Here is a 23,224-nt window from a genome sequence, read left to right as displayed (position 1 = left end):
GGGGCTGGTATAGGTCTCCCGTTGCCGCTTTCATTCGGCAAAGGCGCGCGCAAGCGCTGCTGATTGCGGGCGCATGGAAGCGGCGACGCGCGCGCTTTCGTCGCGCGGTCTGCCGGTCCGCAAAAGCGAACTATCCTTCCGTTTTGTTATATGGCCGTCACATCCGCCTGCCAGAGATGCCGCACACGGACGCTGTCGTCCGGTGGCGTCGAGTCCTGTCGGGAAACGGCTTCGCTCGCCCCGTCTTGAACGGGCGCAAACGCCGAATCCGCTCCAAAAGCATCAGCACGATACTACATAGATTTTTCAGCTTGACAGACGTTATCGAGGTTGCGAATCTCGATCACGTCTTCGTGATATTTTGGCTTTATGTTGGCTTATAAATGTATTGATGTGGAATAAACATCAATTATTCACTGAATATCCGTCTAAATGGTGTGTAATATTCTAAAATATATTACATATGTAAAACCACATAGAACGCAGAGTGTTTATGAAATAGCCTTATAGAGGTGCGGTTGCGCGGGTTTGGAATCCATTCTGTTTTATATTTTCTCGGCTAAACATTTATAGTTGCCTTTTTGCAACATGGATTATTTGACTCGAATTGTGACGCGACATCGTGAATTATGACATTGAACGTCATCTCCCGATAGGTAATCAAGCGGTCGTGAGCTTGGCGAACGCGAAGCTCGCCGCCGCTTTCGGATGGGTCGGGCTGGGGAGCCGGACGGCCGGGGTGCGGTCGTAAACGGGGCCATTCCGCGATGGTTGCGGCCACGCTGCTGCCGGCGGGGAAGGGGTCCGCTCACGGTTTTGGAGATATCAATGAACCTGAAAAGCATCCTGTTTGGTACCGCTGCCAGCCTGATGGCCGCTTCCGGCGCCTTGGCGGCCGACCTGCCGGGCGAAGCCGCTCCGGCCGCCATCGATTACGTGAAGGTCTGCGACGCCTACGGCGCCGGCTTCTTCTACATTCCCGGCACCGAGACCTGCCTGAAGTTCTCGGGCCGCGTCCGTGCCAGCGTGACCTACACCAACAACGGCGGCGACCTGAATACGGGTGCCGACAACGTTCGCATGCGCACCGATGGCCGCGTGCAGTTCGACGCCCGCACGGCTTCTGACATCGGCACGGTCCGTTCGTTCTTCGAAATCGGTATCGACGACCAGACGCGCAACATTTTGGCCAACCAGGCGTTCATCCAGGTCGGCTACGTGACGGTCGGCCGTCAGGACGAAGTCGCCGACGGCGACGGCCTCTATGGCATCAACGACTCGACCTGGGCTCCCGGCGACTACACCGCCACCGGCGCCAGCGTGCTGGTTGACAAGCTCGGCGGCGGTTTCTACGTCGGCGCCGGTCTCTATGGCAATAACGACACGGAGAGCGCGACGCTCAACCGGCCCTATATCTGGCAGTCGAGCGAGTCGGCAGAGTATCAGGCCTCGGTGATCATCGGTGTCACCGGTCAGTCCTGGGGTAGCTTCGACGTGTCGGGCATCTATCGCTCCTACAACGACACTCTGGGTGCGGATGGCGACATCTTCGGTGCCAAGGCGACTGTCAACCTGAAGCTGGTCGACAAGCTGAAGCTGCGCGCCTGGGCCGCCTACCAGGATGGTGGCGACGGCATCAACCTGAAGAACATCGCCGGCTACAAGGCGGAGAACATCACCGACCTGGCCCTCGCCGCTTCGTATCAGGTCAGCGATCCGCTGGCCGTCTACGCCGGCGTTCGCTACCAGATCGTCGATGCCGCTGTTTCCAGCAACGCCGACGATTTCGTGTACGGTAACCTCGGCGTCGACTATCAGCTCGCCCCGGGCCTCAACCTGCAGGGTGAAGTCGACTACGGTGCCCAGGACGACTGGAACCAGCTCGCCGTTGTCACCCGCCTCGTCCGCGTGTGGTAATATCGATCCCCTAGGAGCGAGGGAAAGGCCCGGTTCGTCCGGGCCTTTTTCTATTGGGCGGATGGTCGGTGCGATGGGTGGGGAATATTCGGATGGTGTCGTGGCGATCGAGCGGTTTCATTTGGGTCGGTGTCCGATATCCGCCTAGGCGCCCTTTTCTGCCCGAGGTCCTACGCCTGCGCGTAGGATGACAACCTATGGATAGGTTATCTATCTGTTTCATAAATATAATTCTGTCATCCTCCGCGAAGGCGGAGGACCTCAGGCAGGAAAAAGCGAGCAGCTAATATAAGTCTCCAACCAAACCGAAGCACTGTCTGGCATCGTCGAGTTTGCGGCTTACCCCTCTCCCTGGTCCCTCTCCCACAAGGGGCGAGGGAACAGGGAGAGGGGTGACTCGGGCTGCTTATCTTGAAGGCCCCTGGCGCTCCGCCGAGGCGGCCCAGATGTTGACGTTGAGGTCGGGGGCGCGGGCGTCGATCTCGGCGAGTTCGGCGGCGGAGAACTCGAGGTTCTTCAGGGCGCCGACGCAATCGGCCACCTGCTCTGGCCGGCTGGCGCCGATCAGCGCCGAGGCGACGCGGCCGCCCCTCAGCACCCAGGCAATCGCCATCTGGGCCAGCGTCTGACCGCGCGTTTTCGCCAGGTCGTCGAGGGCGCGGATGCGGGCGAGGTTGTCCTCGGAGAGGAAGGTCGGCTTCAGCGGTCCCTTGCGGGCGCCGCGGCTGCCCTCGGGCACCTCGCCCTTCAGGTATTTGTCGGTCAGCATGCCCTGGGCGAGCGGCGAGAAGGCGATGGCGCCGACGCCGAGCTCCTCGATGGTGTCGAGCAGGCCGTCGTCCTCCACCCAGCGGTTGATCATCGAATAGCTCGGCTGGTGGATGAGGCAGGGCGTGCCGAGCGCCTTCAGGATGGCGACGGCCTCGCGGGTGCGCCGCGAATTGTAGGAGGAAATGCCGACGTAGAGCGCGCGCCCCGAGCGGACGATATGGTCTAGCGCGCCCATGGTCTCCTCGAGCGGCGTCTCGGGATCGAAGCGGTGGGAATAGAAGACGTCGACGTAGTCGAGGCCGAGCCGCTTCAGGCTTTGGTCGAGCGAGGCGATCAGGTACTTGCGGCTGCCCCACTCGCCATAGGGGCCGGGCCACATGCCGTAGCCGGCCTTGGTCGAGACGATCATCTCGTCGCGATAGGGCCGGAAATCGCTGGCGATCAGCTTGCCGAAGGCTTCCTCGGCGGTGCCGGGCGGCGGGCCGTAGTTGTTGGCGAGGTCGAAGTGGGTGATGCCCAGGTCGAAGGCGGCGCGGCAGATGGCGCGGCCGCGCTCGATCGGCGCGTTCTCGCCGAAATTCTGCCAGAGGCCGAGCGAGATGGCCGGCAGCTTCAGGCCGGACCGCCCGACGCGGCGGTAGATCATGTCGTCGTAGCGGTTGGCCCGCGCCTCATAAGCCATTGCATTGCTCCCTCGCTTGTCCGGACCTTATAGGACCGCAGCCAAGCGAGGGGCAACAGGAAGGCTTAGCGGCCGTCGCGGTGGCCGCGGCCCTGGCCGTCCGGCCGGCGCTTCAGGCCGTCGCGGCCGCCGGCCAGGAAGCCGACGCGGCCGAGGCTCTCCTCGGCGGCGCCGGTATCGCGATGGACGGGACGCTGCGAGGCCTTGGCCTGGCCCGGCTTGCCGTGGGCGGCGTGCGAGGGCTTGGCGGCTCCCGGCTGGCGCGCCTTGGCGGCGGGCATGGCGTCGCGCCGCTGCTGCTCGGCCGACACCGCCGGCGGGGCAGGGCGGCGGCTGCCGCGCCGGTCGCCCGGCTGGGGCCGCTTGCCGGCCGGGCGCTCGCCGCGCTCGGAGGTCTCCGACCGCTCGGCAAGCGCGATGGTGCCGCGCCGGTCCTCGGCCGGGATCTTCTGGCGGGTGACCTTCTCGATGTCCTTGAGATAGGGCCGCTCGTCCTCGGCGCAGAAGGAGATGGCGACGCCGGAGGCGCCGGCGCGCGCCGTGCGGCCGATGCGGTGGACGTAGCTTTCCGGGATGTTCGGCAGGTCGAAGTTGATGACGTGGCTGACGCCGGTGACGTCGATGCCGCGGGCGGCGATGTCGGTGGCGACGAGGATCGGCGTCGAACCGGCCTTGAAGGCGGCGAGCGCCTTCTCGCGCTGGGCCTGGCTCTTGTTGCCGTGGATCGCCGCCGCGTCGACGCCGTCCTGGCCGAGCTGGCGGACGACGCGGTCGGCGCCGTGCTTGGTGCGGGTGAAGATCAGGGCGCGCTCGGGCTTCTCGGCGACGATCACGTCGAGCAGCAGCCGGCGCTTGGCGGCGGCTTCCACATGGATCACCCGCTGATCGACGCGCTCGACGGTGGTGGCGGCCGGCGCGACGGAGACGGTGACCGGATTGAACAGCAATTCACCGGCGAGCTGGCCGATCTCCTTCGGCATGGTGGCCGAGAAGAACAGGCTGTGGCGCGCCTTGGGCAGATGCTTGACGATGCGGCGCACCGGCTGGACGAAGCCCATGTCGAGCATCTGGTCGGCCTCGTCGAGCACGAAGATCTCGGTCGATTCGAGGGAGACCATGCCGGCGGCCATGTGGTCCATCAGCCGGCCGGGGGTGGCGACCAGGATGTCGACGCCGCGCTTCAGGCGGTCTTCCTGGGGCCGGTGGCCGACGCCGCCGAACACCACGGCGATCGACATGTGGTTCATGTAGCGCGAGTAGGTCTTGAAGCTCTCGGCGATCTGGGTGGCCAGCTCGCGGGTCGGTGACAGGATCAGGGCGCGGACGCGGCGCGGCTGCGCCGGACGGCCGGCGGACAGGCGCTGCAGGATGGGCAGCGCGAAGGCGGCGGTCTTGCCGGTGCCGGTCTGGGCGATGCCGAGGAGGTCGCGACCCTTCAGAAGGTCGGGGATCGCCTGGGTCTGGATGGGGGTGGGGGTCTCGTATCCCGCGTCGACGAGCGCGCGGGTCAGGCTGTCGGCAAGGCCGAAGTCGGAAAAGGACGTCAAAGGGAAATCTGCTTTCAAAACCATGCGTCATCGCCGGCAGAAAGCCGGTGACGTTCGCGGGGAGCAACCGGCCCCGCGTGATCGGGCCAATTATCGGGAGGAGGAACGGCCAAGGATCGAAACCGATCCGCTCACGCGGCCGTAATAAGGGGCGGCTTGCCACCCGTTGCGCTCTCACATGACGTTTTGCGCCGCATAAGTCAAGGCAAAGAGGAACATGAGAGCTATGCAGAGGGGATGGAAGGCTTGGGGGAGCGGGCACTTTCGGATAAGTGCGCCCTATATCCGCCTTCCAGACCCGGCACCGCCGCTTGGTCAATCGCTAACCGGCGCTTGAAACGGGCTACCCTCCGCGTTATGTTGGACAAAATGATGGAATTGTCGAACGTGGAGACGGCGATGAAGGCGCTTGAGAAGCACGGCGGCGAGAAAAGCGCGAAGCGTCCTCGTTCCAAGCGCGAGCTCGCATCGGGAAACGAACCGGATATCGCGCTGCGCGTCCGTTCCGTCATGCGGGCGGCCGATCGGGCGGGAATGTTGGGCGAAAAGAGCCACCGTATCGGGGGACGGATCAGCCCGGCCCTGGTCGAGCAGGCCAAGAAGCAAACGGGGATCGAGGCCGACTCCGATCTGATCGAGTTCGCCTTGGCAAATATCGCCCTCGACGACGACTTCGGCCGTGTCCTCCGCGAAGTCAACGATACGGTGTCGCCGGATCTGAAGCTGGGTTTCTGAAGTGGCCGACTTCGATTTCGATGACGCCGTACGCTGGGGGCGTTTCGATCCTCAGCGTACCCTGGCGCGGCGAAGCGACGCGGAACTGCCTTTTATTTCGGAAGAGCCGCAGGCCGGATCGGAAGTCCTTCTGGATACCTGCGTCTACATCGACAGTCTTCAGGGCCGGGCGCCGGAGGCGCTGCTGGCCCTGCTCGACATACGCAAAGCCAATCATTCCACGGTGGCGATCCAGGAGCTGATGCATACGGTCGGCGTTCTCGATCCGAAGCACCCGCAAACAAAAACGGCAATCCGCCAGATAAGGACCGTTCTCCGGGCCATGCGGCCTCACCGGGTGTTCGCGCCCGATGCCGATCTGCTGGGGCGGGCGGCGCTTCTGTCGGGCATGCTGTGCCGCCTTCAGGGATACGACAGGGACGCCCGCTTGCGCGCCCTTCAGGACTGCGTCCTGTTCCTGCAAGCGAGCAAGCTCGGCCTCACCCTGGTGACGGGAAACGTCAAGGATTTCGATTACCTGCTCCAGCTCATTCCGTCCGGGCGGGTGCTGTTCTACAGGAAAAGCGGCTGATCGCCTTCCGAAAGCCGGCCGTTCACGGCGCACGCCCTACGGACTGACGTTCGACGATGTGGCAGGCGAGTTCCAGCCGGCGCGCCGGGGTGCCGAAGCCGTCGACCGCATCGAGCAGCAGGTCGAGCGCGGTGGCGCCGATTTCGCGCATCGGGATGTGCACGGTGGTCAGCGGCGGGTTGACGAAGGCGGTCTGCGGCAGGTCGTCCATGCCGACCACCGAGACGTCTTGCGGCACCCGCACTCCCGCCCGCGCCAGGCCGGCCATCGCGCCGATCGCCAGGCTGTCGCCGGCGGTCAAGACGGCGGTGAAGTCGAGGCCGCGTTGGGCGATCCGGGCGGCGATCGCGTCGGCGGCGAGTTCGGGAAGCCAGTCGTCGACCTCGACCGCCAGGTCGGCGTCGCAGTCGAGGCCGTGGTGGACCAGGGCGTCCCGCCAGCCCTCGAAACGCCGCTCGATGGTCCGCCGGCCGCGCCGCATCAGGAACAGGATGCGGCGATGGCCGAATTCGATCAGGTGCTCGGCGCCGGCGCGGGCGCCCGAGCGGTTGCAGGGCGTCACGCTCGACAGCCGCATCAGCGGGTCGTCGCCGTTGACCAGCACCACCGGCTTGGCGAAGCCGCGCGTCAGGGACAGCATGTCCTCGTCGTCGAGCGTCAGGAACAGGAAGCCGGCGATGTCGTCGTCGGCCAGCGCCGCTTCGAGCGAGCCGATGTCGTGGCGGGGATCGGCGATCGGCCGGGTGACGATCTCGACGCCGAGCGCCTGGGCGCGGGCGTTCAGCCCCTCCAGCACGTGGTAGGTGAACTGGTTGCGCACATAGTCGAGCATGGCGACGCCGGAGGCGGCGAGCACGATCTTGCGCCCGGCGATCGACGTGGGCACCGCGTAATTCAGGCTCTTGGCCATCTCGGCCACCCGGGCGCGGATCTCGGCGCGGACCCCCTTTTCGCCGGCCAGCGCCCGCGACGCCGTGCTGAGCGACACGCCGCACCGCTCGGCGATGTCCTCGAGGCGCACCTTGCGGCTGGGCTTTCCCCGTTTTCCGATCCTGTTCACCCGGACGCTCCCCCCTGTCCGGCGCAAATTGCAAAAAATTTTCAGATTGCGCAACTATTTTTCCTGTGAGACGCTTTTCCCCAAGCCGCACGGCAGGCCCTCGGGCAAGGAGGCGGCGGAGGAACGACGGGAGGCTGGACATGACCCTCGACGGGCACGCTCTGCGTGAACGACTGACCTTGCTCGTCGACGGCATGACGAAGCTGCGCCATGACGGACGCTTCAACGAGCCCAATCTCGACGGAACGGCGGGCGACTATATCAGCTTCAATTCCTGGGAATGGCCGCAGGGCATCGGGCTCTACGGACTGGTCCGCCTGTGGCAGCACGGCGGCGACGCCGCCCTGCGCACTGTGATCGAGACGTGGTACGACGGCCGCCTCGCCGCCGGCCTGCCGCCCCTCAACGTCAACACCACCGCCCCGATGCTGGCGCTGTCGCTCTTATGGCGCGATACCCGCGATCCCCGCTGGCAGCCGGTGATGGACGACTGGGCGAACCGGGTGCTGGCCATGCCGCGCACGCCGGAGCGGGGCCTGCCGCATATCGTGTCCGACAAGATCAACGACCGGGAACTCTGGGACGACACGCTGGTGATGGTCGGCCTGTTCCTCGCCTCCTACGGCGAGGCCAGCGGCCGGCGGGATCTCGTCGACGAGGCCTGCCAGCAGTTCCTGCTGCATGCCCGCTATCTCGCCGATCCCCGGTCCGGCCTGTGGTTCCACGGCTGGACCTTCGACGGCCGGCACAATTTCGCCCGCGCCCTCTGGGGCCGCGGCAACGGCTGGATCACCGTCGGCATCCTCGATCTCGTCGAGCTGGCGGACATCCCGGCGCCGGTGCGCACCTTCCTGCTCGGCGTGCTGGAGACGCAGATTTCCGCCCTGCTGCCGCTGCAGGCCGCGTCCGGCGCCTGGCATACCCTGCTCGATGATCCCGCCTCCTACGAGGAAACGTCGGCGACGGCCGCCATCGGCTACGGCCTGATGAAGGCGGCGCGCCTCGGGCTCGGCCCCGCCGGCTGCCGCGAGGCCGGCCTCCGGGCGCTCGCCCGCGTGATGGCCGATATCGGTGCCGACGGAACCGTGGCCAACGTGTCCTACGGCACGCGCATGGGCCACGACCTGCAATTCTACCGGGACATTCCCATCCAGCCCACCGGCTACGGGCAGGCGCTCGCCATTCTCTGCCTTGCCGAAGGGCTGCATCACGTCGGCGTTTGAGGAGTTGAGACGATGAGCATGCGCGTGATCTACGGCGCCTCGCCGGCCGACATCGCCGGCTTCGACACCAAGCGCCTCAGGGCGGAGTTCCTGGTGGAGGGCCTGTTCCGGCCGGGCGACATGGACTTCGCCTATACCCATATCGACCGGATGATCGTCGGGGCCGCCATGCCGACCGGCGCGCCGCTGACCTTCGGCGACGGCGCCGAGGTGGGCACGCCGCTATTCTTCACCGCCCGCGAGATGGGCATCGCCAACCTCGGCGGTCCCGGCCGCGCCACGGTGGACGGCGCGGCCTTCGCGCTCGGCAATCGCGACATCCTCTATGTCGGGCGCGGGGCGCGCGAGGTGACGCTGGAAAGCGCCGACGCCGCCCGGCCGGCCCGCTTCTACATGAATTCGGTGCCGGCCGGCCGCGACATCCCGCACCGCCTGATCAGCCGCGAGGAGGCCAAGCCGGTCGACCTCGGCGAGACGGCGCGCTCCAATCAGCGGCGCCTCAGGATGTACATCCACCCGGAAGTCGCCCCCTCCTGCCTGCTGCTGATGGGCATCACCGACCTGGCGCCCGGCAGCGTCTGGAACACCATGCCGCCTCACCTGCACGAACGGCGCATGGAGGCCTATTGCTATTTCGACCTCGCCCCCGAGGACCGGGTGATCCACCTGATGGGCCGGCCGGACGAGACGCGCAGCCTGATCGCCGCCGGCGGCGACGTCGTGCTGTCGCCGGCCTGGTCCATCCACATGGGCGCCGGCACCGGCCCCTATGCTTTCGTCTGGGGCATGACCGGCGAAAATCAGGCCTATACCGACGTCAACCCCGTTGCCGTGGCGGATCTCAAATGAGCGCAGTCGTGTCGTCCCCGTCCGATGTCGATCACCTTCGCCGCCCGCTGCCAGCAGGCGCGCCGATCACCTACTGGCAGCTCGGCGCCACGCAGGAGGCGCGCTACGACGTGCCGGATCAGCCGATGCACGGCGAGATGGATCCGTTCTTCTTCCTGACCAAGCATAAGAATTTCATTCCGCACGAATATCCCTGCCGCACCGCCTTCGGCCTCGAGCGGCGGGCGCGGCGGCCGGCGGTCACGGCCGATTTCGCGCTCGACCGCTTCTGGCTGCCCTTCGGCTCGCCGCGCGTCGATCTCTCCGGCTTCTGGTTCCGGCCGACGGTGATCGGCACCTGGGCGCGCACGGTGATCGTGGCGGAGGCCGCCGGCGACGCGCTGCTGCGCCTCGGCACCTGCGGCGGGGCCATTCTCCACGTCAACGGCGCGGAAGCGGGCTTCATGGCCGACTATGTCCGCAACCTCGAGGTCAAGAAGGACTTCCCGGTCGCCCTGAAGGCCGGGTTCAACGACATCGCCATCTGGTTCGACGACCTGGCCGAACGCGACGCCCGCTATTTCTTCGAGCTCGACTATGTCGCCGGCCCGGCCGCCGAGCAGGCGCTGCCCCTGCCGGTGACGGCCGGCGCGGCGGCCGAGCTGGAAGCGGCGCTCGACGGCATGCATTTCGAGCGGCCGGTCTACAAGAACGAGGAGATCGCGCTCATCACCCCCAAGCCGCTGTCGTTTGCGGCGGACGCGGCGATCGTCATCGAAGGCGATTTCATGTCGCGCGAGGAAAAGCCGCGTCTTCGCACCCGGCTCGAGGCCGGCGCCGGCCGCCTGGTGCTCGCCGGGGCCGAAGCGCTGCCGGCCGATTTCCGGCATTTCCACGTCGCGCTCAGCGCCGGCGCCTTCACGGCCACGCGGGTGTTCGGCGTCGAGATCTGCCACACGGCCCGCCAGGGGGCGGCGCCGGCCGGGCTTCAGGCGCGCATCGCCGAGGCGCTCGACGAAGTTTCCCTGCACGGCGAGGCCGACACGGTGACCGCGCTGGCGCGCCTCGCCTCGGGACGGCCGGGCACTGATACCGACGCCATGATCCTGTCCTTCCTGCCGACCATCGAGGACTGTCACGACTGCGCCGACTTCGCGCTGGTGCCGCTTCTGTGGAGCCGGATCGCCTATGGAAAGGACATGGCGCCAGAGGTCCGGGCGCGGGTCGACCGGGCCATCCTCGCCTATCGCTACTGGATGGACGAGCCGGGCAACGACGTGCAGTGGTATTTCTCGGAAAACCACGCTCTGCTGTTCCACACCGCCGCCTATCTGGCCGGCGCTCTCTTGCCGGACGACCGCTTCGTCCGCTCGGGCCGTCCCGGGCGGCAGCAGGGCGCGGTGGGCCTTGGCCGGGTGCGGGCCTGGCTCGATCATTTCGAGGAATGGGAGATGGCCGAGTTCAATTCGGCCCCCTATTTCCCGATCGACCTCAAGGGCCTCACCGCGCTCTTTGCGCTGGCGCCCGACGCCGACGTGCGCCGCCGGGCCGGCAAGGCGATCGTCCGCCTCGTCACCATCATCGCCCGCTCGGCCCATCACGGCGTGCTGACCGGCGCCCAGGGGCGTTCCTACGAGCACACGCTGCGGGCGTCGTCGTCGCTGGAGCTGTCGGGCGTCGCCCGCCTGCTGTGGGGCAGGGGCCATTACGGCCGCCGCGTGCATGCACTGCCGCAACTGGCGCTCTGCCTGCGCGATCACGGCCTCGACTTGCCCGACCTTGCCGCCGTCGCCGATTTCACCGGCGAGGGCGCCCAGGAATGGGTGTTCGCGCAAGGCCAGAACCGCATGGCCAAGCTCTACCACTACAAGACGGCCGCCTTCGCCGCCGGCAGCGCCGCCCATTATCGCTGGGGCGAGTGGGGCTATCAGGAAACGGTGCTGCACCTCAGGCTCGGCGCCGATCCCGATGCGCAGATCTGGATCAACCACCCGGGCGAAGTGATCCACAGCGGCTACGGCCGCCCGTCCTACTGGGGCGGCTCCGGCGCTCTGCCCCGCCTGCATCACTATCGCGGCCTGGCCGTGATGATCTTCAGTTGCGCCGACGAACAGCCCGGCTTCACCCATTGCTGGTTCCCGCGCCTCGCCTTCGACCGCTCGGAGGTGACGGGCGACGTGGCGCTCGCCGCCTGCGGCGACGGCCTCGTTCTCCTGAAGGGGCACGCGCCCTTCGAACCGGTGGAGGAGGGGCCGACGGCCGGCAACGAGTTGCGGCTGCCCGGCCGCCAGGCGGTGTGGATCGTGCGGCTCGGCGAGGCGTCGCGTCACGCTTCGCCGGACGCATTCGCCCGGACTTTCGCCGGACTGACGCTGGTGGAGGAGGCCGGCGGCACGCTCTCGATCACCGATCCGGAATACGGCCGCGTGCGGATGCATGCCGACGGCCGCGTCGAGGCGGAGGGCCGCTCCATCGATCCCGCCGCCTGGACCGTGGCCGGCGAGGCCACGCGCCTGCCGTCGGGGCCGCTGGCTCGGACAAGCTGAAAGCAAAAGGCGGGTCCGGCCGGAACCGCCGATGGACGGCATGGAGACCCGTCCATATCCAAGGGGAGGAGAGACCATGAGGAAAGTCATACTTGCCGCGGCGGCCATGGGGCTGCTGTCGTCCACCGCCTGGGCCGGCGACGTCCGGATCATGTGGTATTCCGACGGCGTGGAAGGCCAGGTGTTCCACGACCTGATCGACCGCTTCATGAAGGACAATCCCGACATCCGCGTCACCATCGACGACGTGGCCTACGGCACCATCAAGGATCAACTGCCGGTGCAGCTCGCCGCCGGCAACGGCCCGGACATCGCCCGCGTCACGGCGCTGAAGGCGCTGTCGCAATACTGGCTCGACATGACGCCCTATCTCAAGGACGCCGATTTCTGGGTCAGGAATTATGGCGACCAGGCGGACTGGATGCGGCCGGACGGCTCGCAGGCCATCACCGGCTTCATGACGCAGATCACCCTGACCGGCGGCTTCGCCAACCAGACGCTGTTCGAGCAGGCCGGCGTGCCGCTGCCGGACGCCAAGGCGACCTGGAGCGACTGGGCGGCGGCGGCCAGGAAGGTGGCCGACAACCAGAAGGTTCCCTATGCCATCGCCCTCGACCGTTCGGGCCATCGCCTGACCGGGCCGGCGCTGTCCTACGGCGGCAACTATATCGGCGCCGACGGCAAGCCGGCGCCGGTCGACGCGGGAACCAAGGCCTTCATCACCGACTTCGTGGCCTGGAACAACGACGGCACCGCATCGAAGGACGTCTACGTGTCGGCCGCCGGCACCACCTATCGCGCCGCCGCCGAGGACTTCATCAACGGCCAGCTGGTCTATTATTATTCGGGATCCTGGCAGGTTCCGAACTTCGCCGCCAAGATCGGCAACGCCTTCGACTGGGTGGCGACCGGCAATCCCTGCGGTCCGGCCGCCTGCACCGGCATGCCGGGCGGCGCCGGCCTCGTCGCCATCAAGGCCACCAAGAACCCCGAGGAGGTGGCCAAGGTGATGGACTATCTCGCCTCGACCCCGGTGGCCAAGGAATTCGCCGAGCGCACGCTGTTCCTGCCGGCCAACAAGGAAGTGATCGCCGGCGGCCTCGACTTCAAGACCGACGACCCGCAGGTCAAGGCGGCGCTCGACGCCTTCGTCGCCGCCACCACGACCACCTCGCCGGAGGCCCTCAAGCTGCCGGGCTGGAAGTGGTCGGACACCCTCTACGGCGCGCTGGTGACGCGGGTGAGCCAGGCGGTCGCCGGCGAGATCAGCCTCGAGGACGCCTTTGCGCGCATCGATTCCGATGTCGCCGCCAAGGTCGCCGAGGCCCAGTAGCCACGAGAGCTAAAGGCCGGTGGTCCGGCCGCGACAACCGGACCACCCGCTTGCCAACCGGCGGATGAACGGCCCCGGCCTTCCGGCCTTGGTGGCGGTTCCTCCCGCCGGCTTCCCCGCAGCACCTTCCGGGCGGACACACCATGAGCAACCGACACGAGGGCCAAGAAGCCCGGCCGGCGCGCCGGTCCGACGGCCTGCTGCTGATCCCGGTCAAGGCCGTCATGCAGGTGATCGACGTGCCGCTGCGCGCTTGGCAGCGGCTCGCCGGCCTCACCGGCATGGCCTCCTTCTTCCTGCTGCCGAACATGGCGGTGTTCGCCATCTTCGTGCTGGTGCCCTTCGTCATCAACTTCGTCTATTCGGTGACCGGCGGCACGGAGATCTTCCTCGACCAGCGCTTCTACGTCGGGGCGGCGCAGTATCGCGACATCTTCGACTGCCGCAGCTATCTCGATCCGAGCACCTGCGTGGAGGACGGCTTCTGGGTGTCGACGCGCAACACCGCGCTGTTCGTCGTGGTCCAGGTGGCGCTGATGATCCTGGTGGCGCTGGTCACCGCCCTGGTGCTCAACCGCGAGATCGCCGGCCGCAGCTTCTGGCGCGCCGTCTTCTTCTTCCCGGTGCTGCTGTCGCCGGTGGTCGTCGGGCTGATCTGGCGCTGGATCCTGCAGCGCCAGGGCCTGCTCAACCTGGTGCTCTACGAGCTGTTCGGCTTCGAGCCCTATAGCTGGCTGACCGACCGCAACGCCGCCTTCGCCGCCGCCGTCGGCGTGACCATCTGGGCGCGCGTCGGCTTCTTCGCCCTGATCCTGCTGGCCGGCCTGCAGGCCATTCCCAAGGAACTCTACGAGGCCGCCGAGATGGACGGCACGCGGCGGACGCGGGTGTTCTTCCGCATCACCCTGCCGCTCTTGATGCCCAATCTCCTGGTGGTGCTGGTGCTCGGGCTGATCCGCTCGGTGCAGGTGTTCGACGAGGCCTATGTGCTGACCGGCGGCGGCCCCGGCACCAGCACCATGTATCTCACGCAATATATCTACGAGAAGGGCTTCGCCTCCGACCTGCGCGATCCTGGCCTCGCCGCCGCCGCCTCGATCCTGATGGGCGCCGTGCTGGTGGTGCTGACGCTGGTGCAGATGGCGGCCTCCCGCCGCAACGAGAAGAAGGGAGAGCGGTGATGGGCAATGTTCTCCGTTTCCTCACCCGCCGGCGCGGCGGCGACCGCTGGCACTGGACCGACGTCGTCACCTGGGTCTGGCTGATCGGCGGCCTCCTGGTGATGTTCGGCCCGGCGGTCTGGCTGGTCCTGTCGTCCTTCAAGACGCCGGCGGCGCTCGCCGCCTTCCCGCCGACGCTGATGCCTTACGTGATCGAGGAGGCGATCGTCGCCGGCTACGACCGCCCGCTGCCCCTCTATGAGGTCCGGCAGGCGGACGGGCGGACCGTCGTCCTCGCCGAGGTGCGCCGCATCGGCATCGTCGCCCAGATGGTCGACCCCAGGGCGCCGGAGACCATCGTCAAGGTCAACATCGCCGACCGCCAGCCGGTGGAGAAGGTGTCCTTCGCCACCTCCAACTATACCGAGCCCTTCGTGCATTTCGACTTCCTGCGCTATCTGTGGAACTCGGTGTTCGTGACGGTGATGGCCACCGCCGTCACCCTGCTCATCAACTCGATGGCCGCCTTCGCGCTCGCCAAATACAAGTTCCGCGGCCAGTCGCTGATCCTGATCGTCATCGTCGGCACGCTGATGGTGCCGCTCGGCGTGATCATGGTGCCGCTCTATTCGATGATCTCGGCGCTCGGCCTGTTCAACTCGCTGTGGGGCGTGATCTGGCCGACGGTGGCGACGCCGACCGGCGTGTTCCTGCTGCGCCAGTACATGCTGACCATCCCCGACGAGCTGATCGACGCGGCGCGCATGGACAAGGCGTCGGAATGGCAGATCTACTGGCGCATCGTGCTGCCGCTGGCCACCCCGGCGCTGGCGGTGCTGGCGATCTTCTCGGTGGTCTGGCGCTGGAACGATTTCCTGTGGCCGCTGATCGTGCTCAGTCAATCGCAGCTCTACACGCTGCAGGTCGGCCTCAACGTCTACGCCGGCCAGCTCAACGTCCAGTGGCACTACATCCTGGCGATGACGGTGGTCACCATGATCCCGGTGGTGCTGGTCTTCGTCTTCCTGCAAAGGTTCATCGCGCGCGGCATCGCCACATCCGGACTGAAATGAGGAAACACGCCAAATGAGCCGGATCACGCTCGAAAAAGTCTGCAAGTCCTTCGGCGCTCTCGGCGTGCTGCACGACATCGACCTCGATATCCGCGACGGCGAGTTCGTCGTGTTCGTCGGCCCGTCCGGCTGCGGCAAGTCGACGCTGCTGCGCCAGATCGCCGGGCTCGACCGGCCGACCAGCGGCGAGATCCACATCGACGGCAAGCTGGTCAACACGGTGCCGGCGGCCGATCGGGGCCTTGCCATGGTGTTCCAGTCCTACGCGCTCTATCCGCACATGAGCGTCAGGCAGAACCTCGCCTTCGGCCTCGAAAACGCCCGCATGCCGCGCGCCGAGATCGACAAGCGGATCGCCGAGGCGGCGCGCATGCTGGAGATCGGCGACTATCTCGAACGGCGTCCCGGCCAGTTGTCCGGCGGCCAGCGCCAGCGCGTCGCCATCGGCCGCGCCATCGTGCGCAATCCCACCGCCTTCCTGCTCGACGAGCCGCTCAGCAACCTCGACGCCGAACTGCGCATCTCCATGCGCGCCGAGCTGTCGGCCCTGCACGACCGTCTCCGGACCACCATGATCTACGTGACGCACGACCAGATCGAGGCGATGACGCTGGCGAGCCGCATCGTCGTGTTGCGCAAGGGCCGTGTCGAGCAGGTGGGCACGCCGCTCGATCTTTATAACCGCCCGGCCAATCGCTTCGTCGCCGGCTTCATCGGCGCGCCGAGCATGAATTTCGTCAAGGGAACGGTGGTCGAGGCCGGCGATACGGCGACGTCGGTGTCGCTGATGGGGCTGAGCGTGGCGGTGCCGCGGCCGGCCGCCGGCGTCGCGCCGGGCCAGGCCGTCAGCGTCGGGCTGCGTCCGCAGCATATCTCGCTGGCCGGCGACGGCGGCGACGGCGTGCCGGTGGAGGTGACGCTGGTCGAGGCCCTGGGCTCCGAGACGGTCATCCACGGCCGGACGGGCGGCGGTGAACGCCTGCAGGCGGTGCTCGCCGGCCAGCATGCCCTGCGGGCCGGCGAAAGCGTGCGCCTCGCGTTCGCTCCGGCCGACCTGCACCTGTTCGACGACGCGGGGCTGCGGCTCGCCTAAGGGCGATGATCGGGGGCGAACCGGGCGGCCACCGACCGGCACGTCGCGCCACCGGCCACCGCTGCGACAACGCGCTCACGCAAATCATTCGAGAGAACAGACCGCATCCTGAATCATGGTCTGCAAAGCGAAGGAATCCCCCCGATTCCGAAAAAAGCAGGACATGCTCCAGTTACGTTTTGCATCACTTTCCATGATGCGGAACATAATCGATTTGGTTTTCTCTCACAATTCCTCGCTATAAATCACAACCATATGTGACAATGTCGCAATCGCCACTTTTTTGCAGCAAGCGCATGCAACTTCTATATCCCATAGGACGCTTGTATATATCTGTTATATAAATATTTTTCCAACAAATCATTTAGAGGAATCCCATGCGATGCTCCGAAGCATCGGCGCGCGCGCTTGACACTGGCATGGTAGATGTTATCAATAATTGTGGTAACAATAACAAAACGCATGGTATGCGGCATCGAGGGAGAAGAGACGCGGCCGCGGCTTGAACGGGGAAACGGTGCGCTTGCGCGCCTCGCGTCCGTAACAAGGGAGGCTACATGTCCGGTGCCCGCGTAATCGGCCGGAGATAGCCGATCGGCGCCTGAGCGGACCGCATAGGGACAGATCGTCTCCCCGAGCTTCGCTTCGCCGCCAAAGCGAAACCAGAGCTTGAACGATCGCCCGGCAGCCGGTGCGAAGTGGCTTTTTATTGTCGAAATGATTTGTAGTATAAATAAAGTATTATCTTGCCATTTTATAAATAAATTTGAGTGGAAATTGAAGTTGATGCAATTGTAATCTTCTTAAGTGTGGAGGATTCGATATAGACGCTAAAGAAAAAAAGAAAGGACCTGGAGGGAAAGTCCATACTTCATGCCGAAGTCGTTTGTCGTCTTTTCTCGGCCCTGCCGACAACGTTCGACACCAACGCAGGCGCCAAAACCAAGGAGGAGTACCCATGAAAAAGCTTACCGTAGCTCTGCTGACCGCTTCCGCCCTTCTGTTCACCGGCGCGGCCTTCGCCGACGAGCTGCCGGGTCTGACCAAGAAGGACAGCTTCCGCTTCGTCATCGTTCCGAAGGTCGTCCATCCCTGGTTCGACCTGGTGAATGACGGTGCCAAGCATGCCGCCGCGGTGATCGAGGCCCAGACCGGCGCCAAGGTGGCCATCGAGTACAGCGCGCCGCAGCAGGCTGACGTCGTCCAGCAGAACCAGATCCTCGAATCGACGATCGCCACCCATCCGGACGGCATCGCCATCGACCTGCTCGACCCCTCCGGCAACCGCGCCCCGCTCGAGGAGGCCATCGAGCAAGGCATCCAGGTGTCGGTGTTCGACTCCGTGCCGCCCGAGGGCATGGAGCTGACGGCGATCGGCAACGACTTCTGCGAGCAGGCGGAGATCGCGTCCGAACGTCTGGTCAAGCTGCTCAACGAAGAGGGCGAAGTCGCCATCATGATGGGCGTGCCGAGCGCGCCGAACCACGCGATCCGCGCCGACTGCCACAAGAAGGTGTTCGAGAAGTATCCGAACATCAAGCTGGTCGCCACCGGCATCGACAACGACGACATCGAGACGGCCCAGAAGCAGGCGGCCGCCATCATGCAGGCCAACCCGAACCTCAAGGGCTGGGTCGCCTGCGACGCGGCCGGCCCGATCGGCATCGCCCAGGCCATCACCGAAGCCGGCAAGGCCGGCCAGGTCACGCTGGTCGGTCTCGACAACCTGCCGGAGATGCTTCAGGCCATCCGCGACGGCATCGCCGACAGCTCGTCGTCGACCAAGCCGCAGATGCAGGGCTACTGGGCCGTCATGACCATGTGGCAGAAGGCCCTCGGCGTCGAAACGCCGAAGACCATCGATACCGGCATCGCCGTGCTGACCAAGGACAATATCGGCGAGTGATCCAGGCCCAGCGGCATCCGCCGCCGCGGGAGGGACCGGCCCGATCCCTCCCGCGAGTGCAACGGGGCGGCGATCCCGCCCGGAACGGTCGGCCGCCTCGCGAGCGGAGGCCGGCCGCCTCGGCCCCCAGGACACGAACCATGGCATTTCTCGAAGTTGAAGGTTTGGGACGCGACTTTCCGGGCGTCCGCGCGCTGGACAACGTCAGTCTCAAGCTGGAGCTTGGTCGCGTCCACGTCCTGGCCGGCGAAAACGGCGCCGGCAAGTCGACCCTGGTCAAGCTGATCACCGGCTCCGATCCGGCGCCGACCCGCGGACGTATCATCATCGACGGCAAGGACGTCGCCGAGGATCCGGCGAAGTTCCGCTTCATTGCCTACGTACCGCAGGAACTCAGTTTGTTCCCGCATTTGTCGGTGGCGGAAAACCTGTTCATTCCCTACGACCGCGCCGACTTCACCGGCCGCCTGATCAGCCAGCGCGCCCTCGAGCGCGAGGCGAAGGCCTATCTCGACCGCTTCGCCATCACCGCCAGGCCGTCGGACCTGGTGCGCAACATCTCGGTGCCGGACCAGCAGTTGCTGCAGATCGCCCGCGCCTCGACCAACAAGCACATGAAGGTGCTGATCCTCGACGAACCGACGTCGTCGCTGACGACGACGGAGATCGAGCGCGTCTTCAACGTCGTCAGGTCGTTCCGCGACACCGGCCACGCCATCATCTTCATCTCGCACAAGATGGGCGAGGTGCTGGAGATCGGCGACGACTTCACCGTGCTGCGCAACGGCGAAAAAGTGGCCGACGGCCGGATCGCCGACATCACCGAGCGCGATCTCATCCGCGCCATGAGCGGTTCCGAGCTTTCCTTCGAGGAGCATTTCCGTCCGACGCCGCCGGCCGAGCCGCCATCGGGTCCGCCGATCCTCGAAGTCCGGGGCCTCGCCGGCCGCCGTTTCCACGACATAAGCTTCGAGCTTCGCCACGGGGAGATCCTGGGCTTCGCCGGCCTGCTCGGCGCCGGCCGCTCGGAGGTGATGCAGACAATCTTCGGCTACCTGAAGGCCAGGGCCGGCACGGTCAGGCTGCGCGGCCACCCCCATACGCTCGGCGACACCAGCCATTCGGTCAACCACGGCCTGCTTTACCTGTCGGAGGAGCGCAAGCTGCACGGAATCCTGCCGCAGCTTTCGCTGCGCGAGAACATCGGCATCTCGATCCTGAAGCAGACGCTGGCCCGGTTCGGCATCTCCTCGCGCCGGGAACGGACCCTGGTCGAAGCGATCATCGCCGCCTACGACATCAAGACCGCCAGCATGGACAAGAAGATCTCGTTCCTGTCGGGCGGCAACCAGCAGAAGGCGATCATCGGCCGGGCCATGGCCACCTCGCCGTCGGTGCTGATCTTCGACGAGCCGACCAAGGGCATCGACGTCCGGACCAAGGCGGAAATCTACAAGATCATGAAGCGCCTCGCCGAATCCGGGGTCGGCATCATCCTGATCTCCTCCGAGATGGACGAGCTGCGCAAGTGCGCGAGCCGCATCGTCACCATGTACGCGGGCCGCCAGACGGGCAGCTTCGACAACGCCACCACCAGCAACGAGACGCTTATCGGCGCCATCTTCGGCTCCGGGAGTCATTCCAATGCAGCGTAAAACCCTTTCCTTCCTCCTGGCGAACTCGCTTGCCGGCGTATTCGTTGCCCTCTTGATCATCTTCGTGCTGTCGGCCCTGCTGTCCCCCTATTTCCTGACGTCCTACAACATATCGGTGATCGCCCGGTCGCTGGCCTTCGTCGGCCTGGTGACGGTCGGCCAGTCGATGCTGCTGATCCTCGGCGAGCTCGACCTGTCGCTCGGCGTGATCGGCGGCCTGTGCGGCGTCGTCGCGGGCATTCTGATGATGAGCTTCGGCATCAATCCCTGGATCGCCATCTTCCTCAGCCTCGCCCTCGGCGCCGGCCTCGGCTTCTTCAACGGCATCATGGTCACCCAGCTCGGGCTGCACTCGCTGGTGCTGACCATCGGCACGGCCGGCATCTACGGCGGCATCAACCTGGTGCTGACCAAGGGCGTGGCCATCACCAACATCCCCAAGGAGATCCAGTTCCTCGGGCGCGGCGACGTGCTCGGCGTGCCGGTGCCGTTCGTCGTCATGATCGTGGTGCTGGCGATCGCCGCCTTCGTCACCCTGAAGACGCCGCTCGGCCGCTATATCTATGCCATCGGCAACAACGCCGCCGCCGCCGCCATGCTCGGCATCAAGGTCAACCGGGTGCGCGTCCTGGTGTTCACGGCCGCCGGCACGCTGGCGGCTCTCGCCGGCCTGCTGATGGTCGCCCGCCTCGGCACGGCCCAGCCGTCGATCGGCGCCACCTGGGTGCTGCCGCCGATCGCCGCCTCGGTCATCGGCGGCGTCGCCACCACCGGCGGCGTCGGCACGCCGGTCGGCGCCATCCTGGGCGCGGCCATCATCGCCATCATCGAGAACATCATCGTCCTGTTCGGCGTGTCGCCCTATTGGCAGGGCGTCGTCAGCGGCGTCATCGTGGTGCTGGCCATCTCGTTCGACGCCATCTCCCGCCGCTACATGCGTCGCGACATCTGAACCGGAGACCAAGCGAGGATCCCCATGAAACTCGGACTCAACCTCTCCTTCGCCGTCAAACGCTGGCTGGAAGCCGAGCGCCTGGCCGCTCTGGTCGCCGACGATCTCGACACCCGCTACGTCCAGTTCACCTGGGATCTCGTCGATCCCTGGTGGCCGGAAGCCCAGCGCGACGCGCTTGCCAGCGCCTATGCCCAGGCCTTCGCCCGGGCCGGTGTCACCGTCGAGAGCAGCTTCGGCGGCCTCGCCAGCTACAGCTACAACCACATCCTGGCGCCGACGCCGGAACTGCGCGACCTCGGCCGCCAGCATCTGGTCCGGGCGATCGACATGACCGCCGCCATGGAGGTGCCGGTCGCCGGCATGCCGTTCGGCTCGTTCAGCGCCGACGATGCCGTCGATCCGGGAAAACGCCGGGAAATCTACAAGACGGCGCTCGACATCTACGTGGGGATTTCCCGCCACGCCAAGGCGCGCGGCCTCGAGATGCTCATGGTCGAGCCGGTGCCGCTGTCGACCGAATTTCCCTCGACGGCCGCCGACGCGCTGCGCCTGATGCACGACCTCGAGGGAGCGACGGATGTGCCCGTGCGCCTCAACGTCGATTGGGGGCACGCCATGTTCAAGCCACTGTTCGGCGACGACGCCACCATGGAGCACTGGATGACCGTCTGCGGCGAGTACATCGCCGCCTACCACATCCAGCAGACCGACGGCCTCTACGATCGGCACTGGAACTTCACGCATGACGGACTGATAAGTCCGGCCGATCTGTCGGCCTTCTGGAACCGGCACAAGCTGAAGGACCAAACGTTCTTCCTCGAGGTCGTCTATGCCTTCGAGGAACCGGACGCGACCGTCCTTTCCGACATGCAGGCGGCGATGGCTCTGCTCAGGTCGGCCTGAGCCGGTCCCGCTCCGCCGTGCGGAGGCCCAACAGGAGGATGGAAAATGGTGTCGATCTATCGGCGGGCGCTCGACGATCTGGCCGCCGTCTTCACCCGCATCGACGAATCCGAGGTCGATCGGGCCGTGGCGGCGATCGCCGCCGCCAGGCGGATAGCGCTTTATGGCGTCGGGCGCGAGGGGCTGCAAATCAAGGGGCTCGCCATGCGGCTCCATCATCTGGGGCGTTCGGCGTCGGTGGTCGGCGACATGAACGCGCCGCCGCTCGGCCGGGGGGATCTGCTCATCGTTTCGGCCGGGCCGGGATATTTTTCGACCGTCGCCGCGCTGATGAAGACGGCCTCCGAAGCCGGCGCCCAAACGCTCTGCGTGACGGCGCAGCCCGGCGGGGCCTGTCCCCTGGCCGCCGACGTCGTGCTGACCATCCCGGCGCAGACGATGGCCAACGATTCCGGCCCGTCGACCTCGGTGCTGCCGATGGGATCGCTGTTCGAGGGCGCCCAGTATGTGCTGTTCGAATGCCTCATCCTCAAGCTGCGCGAGGCGCTGAAGGTCGGCCCGGAAGCGATGCGCGCCAATCACACCAATCTGGAGTGACGGCGGCGGGCCGTCGTGATTCCGAAAGGCAGGAAACGCCCTATCTTATTGGGCTGACGCATTTTTCTCGCGCGGATCGGTATCCCCTCGGCTCGAAAATCGTCTGGATGAGAGCCCGATCGGTCGTCATTTCGAGGCATCGTTCGCCGGTCACCCCTGGCTCGCCTCCGGCTCGCCGACGGCACAGCCGGCTTCGCCTAACCGGTCGCGCAGGGCAGTGAGGCGCTCGCGCAGCTCGGCGATCTCTCCCAATCCGGCGCCCATGGCGCAGCCGAGCTCGACCGGCACTTGCGCCGCCTTCTCCGATAGGGCCCGTCCCTCGTCGCTGAGGCGGACGATCACCTGCCGCTCGTCCTCTCGCCCGCGCCGGCGCGTCACGTAGCCGCCCGCCTCGAGCCGCTTCAGCAGCGGCGTCAGCGTGCCGGAATCGAGCTTCAGGCGGTCGCCGATCTCCTTCACCGTCTGCCCGTCGTCCTCCCACAACACCAGCATGACCAGATACTGCGGGTAGGTGAGGCCGAGCGGCTCGAGCAGCGGCCGGTAGGCGCGGTTGAGGGCGTGCGTGAAGGAATAGGCGGCAAAGCAGAGCTGGTCGGAGAGCTTGGGCGCGCTGGTCATGTCGATCCGAAGTTGGAACCTTTCGTGGCCTTCGGCGTTTTTTCGCCGAAT

Annotated in this window: 19 protein-coding genes; 15 read left to right on the top strand and 4 right to left on the bottom strand. The window is 66.2% G+C overall.

The window, feature by feature from the left end; all coding sequences use genetic code 11:
- The first annotated feature begins 828 nt into the window (after positions 1-828).
- Positions 829-1,917 carry a porin gene (locus CJ014_RS16870; protein WP_165790872.1) on the top strand — a complete coding sequence of 363 codons (1,089 nt, stop codon included), beginning with the start codon at positions 829-831 and terminating at the stop codon, positions 1,915-1,917.
- Positions 1,918-2,323: 406 nt separating this feature from the next.
- Here the strand turns inward: CJ014_RS16870 and mgrA are convergent, their stop codons facing one another.
- Together mgrA and CJ014_RS16860 are read right to left on the bottom strand one after the other, a co-directional pair.
- Positions 2,324-3,370, bottom strand: a complete 1,047-nt coding sequence (mgrA, locus tag CJ014_RS16865) for an L-glyceraldehyde 3-phosphate reductase (protein WP_100081655.1) — start codon at positions 3,368-3,370, stop codon at positions 2,324-2,326.
- A gap of 65 nt (positions 3,371-3,435) precedes the next feature.
- Positions 3,436-4,917 (bottom strand): DEAD/DEAH box helicase, encoded by a 1,482-nt coding sequence (locus tag CJ014_RS16860; protein ID WP_100081654.1) that lies wholly within the window; start codon positions 4,915-4,917, stop codon positions 3,436-3,438.
- A 399-nt stretch (positions 4,918-5,316) separates the two neighbouring features.
- On the opposite strand from CJ014_RS16860, the gene CJ014_RS16855 reads away from it, so the two are divergent.
- Both CJ014_RS16855 and CJ014_RS16850 read left to right on the top strand, forming a co-directional pair.
- The gene (locus CJ014_RS16855; RefSeq protein WP_245427412.1) at positions 5,317-5,652 is read left to right on the top strand and encodes a hypothetical protein; all 336 of its coding nucleotides are present in this window, start codon (positions 5,317-5,319) and stop codon (positions 5,650-5,652) included.
- A 1-nt stretch (position 5,653) separates the two neighbouring features.
- The gene (locus CJ014_RS16850; RefSeq protein ID WP_100081653.1) at positions 5,654-6,223 is read left to right on the top strand and encodes a type II toxin-antitoxin system VapC family toxin; all 570 of its coding nucleotides are present in this window, start codon (positions 5,654-5,656) and stop codon (positions 6,221-6,223) included.
- Positions 6,224-6,245: 22 nt separating this feature from the next.
- Here the strand turns inward: CJ014_RS16850 and CJ014_RS16845 are convergent, their stop codons facing one another.
- On the bottom strand, positions 6,246-7,274 hold the full coding sequence (locus tag CJ014_RS16845) for a LacI family DNA-binding transcriptional regulator (protein ID WP_425351926.1): 1,029 nt from the start codon (positions 7,272-7,274) through the stop codon (positions 6,246-6,248).
- A 149-nt stretch (positions 7,275-7,423) separates the two neighbouring features.
- Between CJ014_RS16845 and bglB the strand changes: the two genes are divergently transcribed.
- The 12 genes from bglB to CJ014_RS16785 all read left to right on the top strand — a co-directional run bounded on the left by bglB (position 7,424) and on the right by CJ014_RS16785 (position 22,555).
- The gene (gene bglB / locus CJ014_RS16840; protein ID WP_100081651.1) at positions 7,424-8,506 is read left to right on the top strand and encodes a beta-galactosidase BglB; all 1,083 of its coding nucleotides are present in this window, start codon (positions 7,424-7,426) and stop codon (positions 8,504-8,506) included.
- A 12-nt stretch (positions 8,507-8,518) separates the two neighbouring features.
- A complete protein-coding gene (gene kduI, locus CJ014_RS16835; RefSeq protein ID WP_100081650.1) occupies positions 8,519-9,355 on the top strand; it encodes a 5-dehydro-4-deoxy-D-glucuronate isomerase in 837 nt (278 codons plus the stop codon).
- On the top strand, positions 9,352-11,880 hold the full coding sequence (locus tag CJ014_RS16830) for a hypothetical protein (protein WP_245427410.1): 2,529 nt from the start codon (positions 9,352-9,354) through the stop codon (positions 11,878-11,880). Before kduI ends, CJ014_RS16830 begins: the two co-directional genes overlap by 4 nt.
- Positions 11,881-11,956: 76 nt before the next feature.
- Positions 11,957-13,213, top strand: coding sequence for an ABC transporter substrate-binding protein (locus CJ014_RS16825; protein ID WP_100081649.1), 1,257 nt, complete (start codon positions 11,957-11,959; stop codon positions 13,211-13,213).
- Between the two features lie 143 nt (positions 13,214-13,356).
- Entirely contained in the window at positions 13,357-14,394 is a 1,038-nt protein-coding gene (locus CJ014_RS16820; protein WP_100081648.1) for a carbohydrate ABC transporter permease, read from the top strand.
- A complete protein-coding gene (locus CJ014_RS16815; RefSeq protein ID WP_100081647.1) occupies positions 14,394-15,446 on the top strand; it encodes a carbohydrate ABC transporter permease in 1,053 nt (350 codons plus the stop codon). Before CJ014_RS16820 ends, CJ014_RS16815 begins: the two co-directional genes overlap by 1 nt.
- 13 nt (positions 15,447-15,459) lie before the next feature.
- Complete coding sequence (locus CJ014_RS16810; RefSeq protein WP_100081646.1) at positions 15,460-16,539, top strand: ABC transporter ATP-binding protein; 1,080 nt, start codon at positions 15,460-15,462, stop codon at positions 16,537-16,539.
- Between the two features lie 958 nt (positions 16,540-17,497).
- Complete coding sequence (locus tag CJ014_RS16805) at positions 17,498-18,445, top strand: substrate-binding domain-containing protein (protein ID WP_100081645.1); 948 nt, start codon at positions 17,498-17,500, stop codon at positions 18,443-18,445.
- Positions 18,446-18,585: 140 nt separating this feature from the next.
- The gene (locus CJ014_RS16800; RefSeq protein WP_100081644.1) at positions 18,586-20,100 is read left to right on the top strand and encodes a sugar ABC transporter ATP-binding protein; all 1,515 of its coding nucleotides are present in this window, start codon (positions 18,586-18,588) and stop codon (positions 20,098-20,100) included.
- Positions 20,090-21,052, top strand: coding sequence for an ABC transporter permease (locus CJ014_RS16795; RefSeq protein WP_100081643.1), 963 nt, complete (start codon positions 20,090-20,092; stop codon positions 21,050-21,052). The genes CJ014_RS16800 and CJ014_RS16795 overlap by 11 nt, the downstream gene beginning before the upstream one ends.
- A gap of 24 nt (positions 21,053-21,076) precedes the next feature.
- Complete coding sequence (locus CJ014_RS16790) at positions 21,077-21,958, top strand: TIM barrel protein (protein ID WP_100081642.1); 882 nt, start codon at positions 21,077-21,079, stop codon at positions 21,956-21,958.
- A gap of 45 nt (positions 21,959-22,003) precedes the next feature.
- Positions 22,004-22,555, top strand: a complete 552-nt coding sequence (locus CJ014_RS16785; RefSeq protein ID WP_100081641.1) for an SIS domain-containing protein — start codon at positions 22,004-22,006, stop codon at positions 22,553-22,555.
- Between the two features lie 150 nt (positions 22,556-22,705).
- Here the strand turns inward: CJ014_RS16785 and CJ014_RS16780 are convergent, their stop codons facing one another.
- On the bottom strand, positions 22,706-23,173 hold the full coding sequence (locus tag CJ014_RS16780) for a MarR family winged helix-turn-helix transcriptional regulator (RefSeq protein ID WP_100081640.1): 468 nt from the start codon (positions 23,171-23,173) through the stop codon (positions 22,706-22,708).
- Positions 23,174-23,224 lie beyond the last annotated feature (51 nt).

Origin of the sequence: Pleomorphomonas carboxyditropha (genome assembly GCF_002770725.1) — a bacterium.
Classification (GTDB): domain Bacteria; phylum Pseudomonadota; class Alphaproteobacteria; order Rhizobiales; family Pleomorphomonadaceae; genus Pleomorphomonas; species Pleomorphomonas carboxyditropha.
The sequence above is the reverse complement of the archived record's forward strand: the minus strand, read 5'-3'. Positions and strand labels throughout refer to the sequence as shown.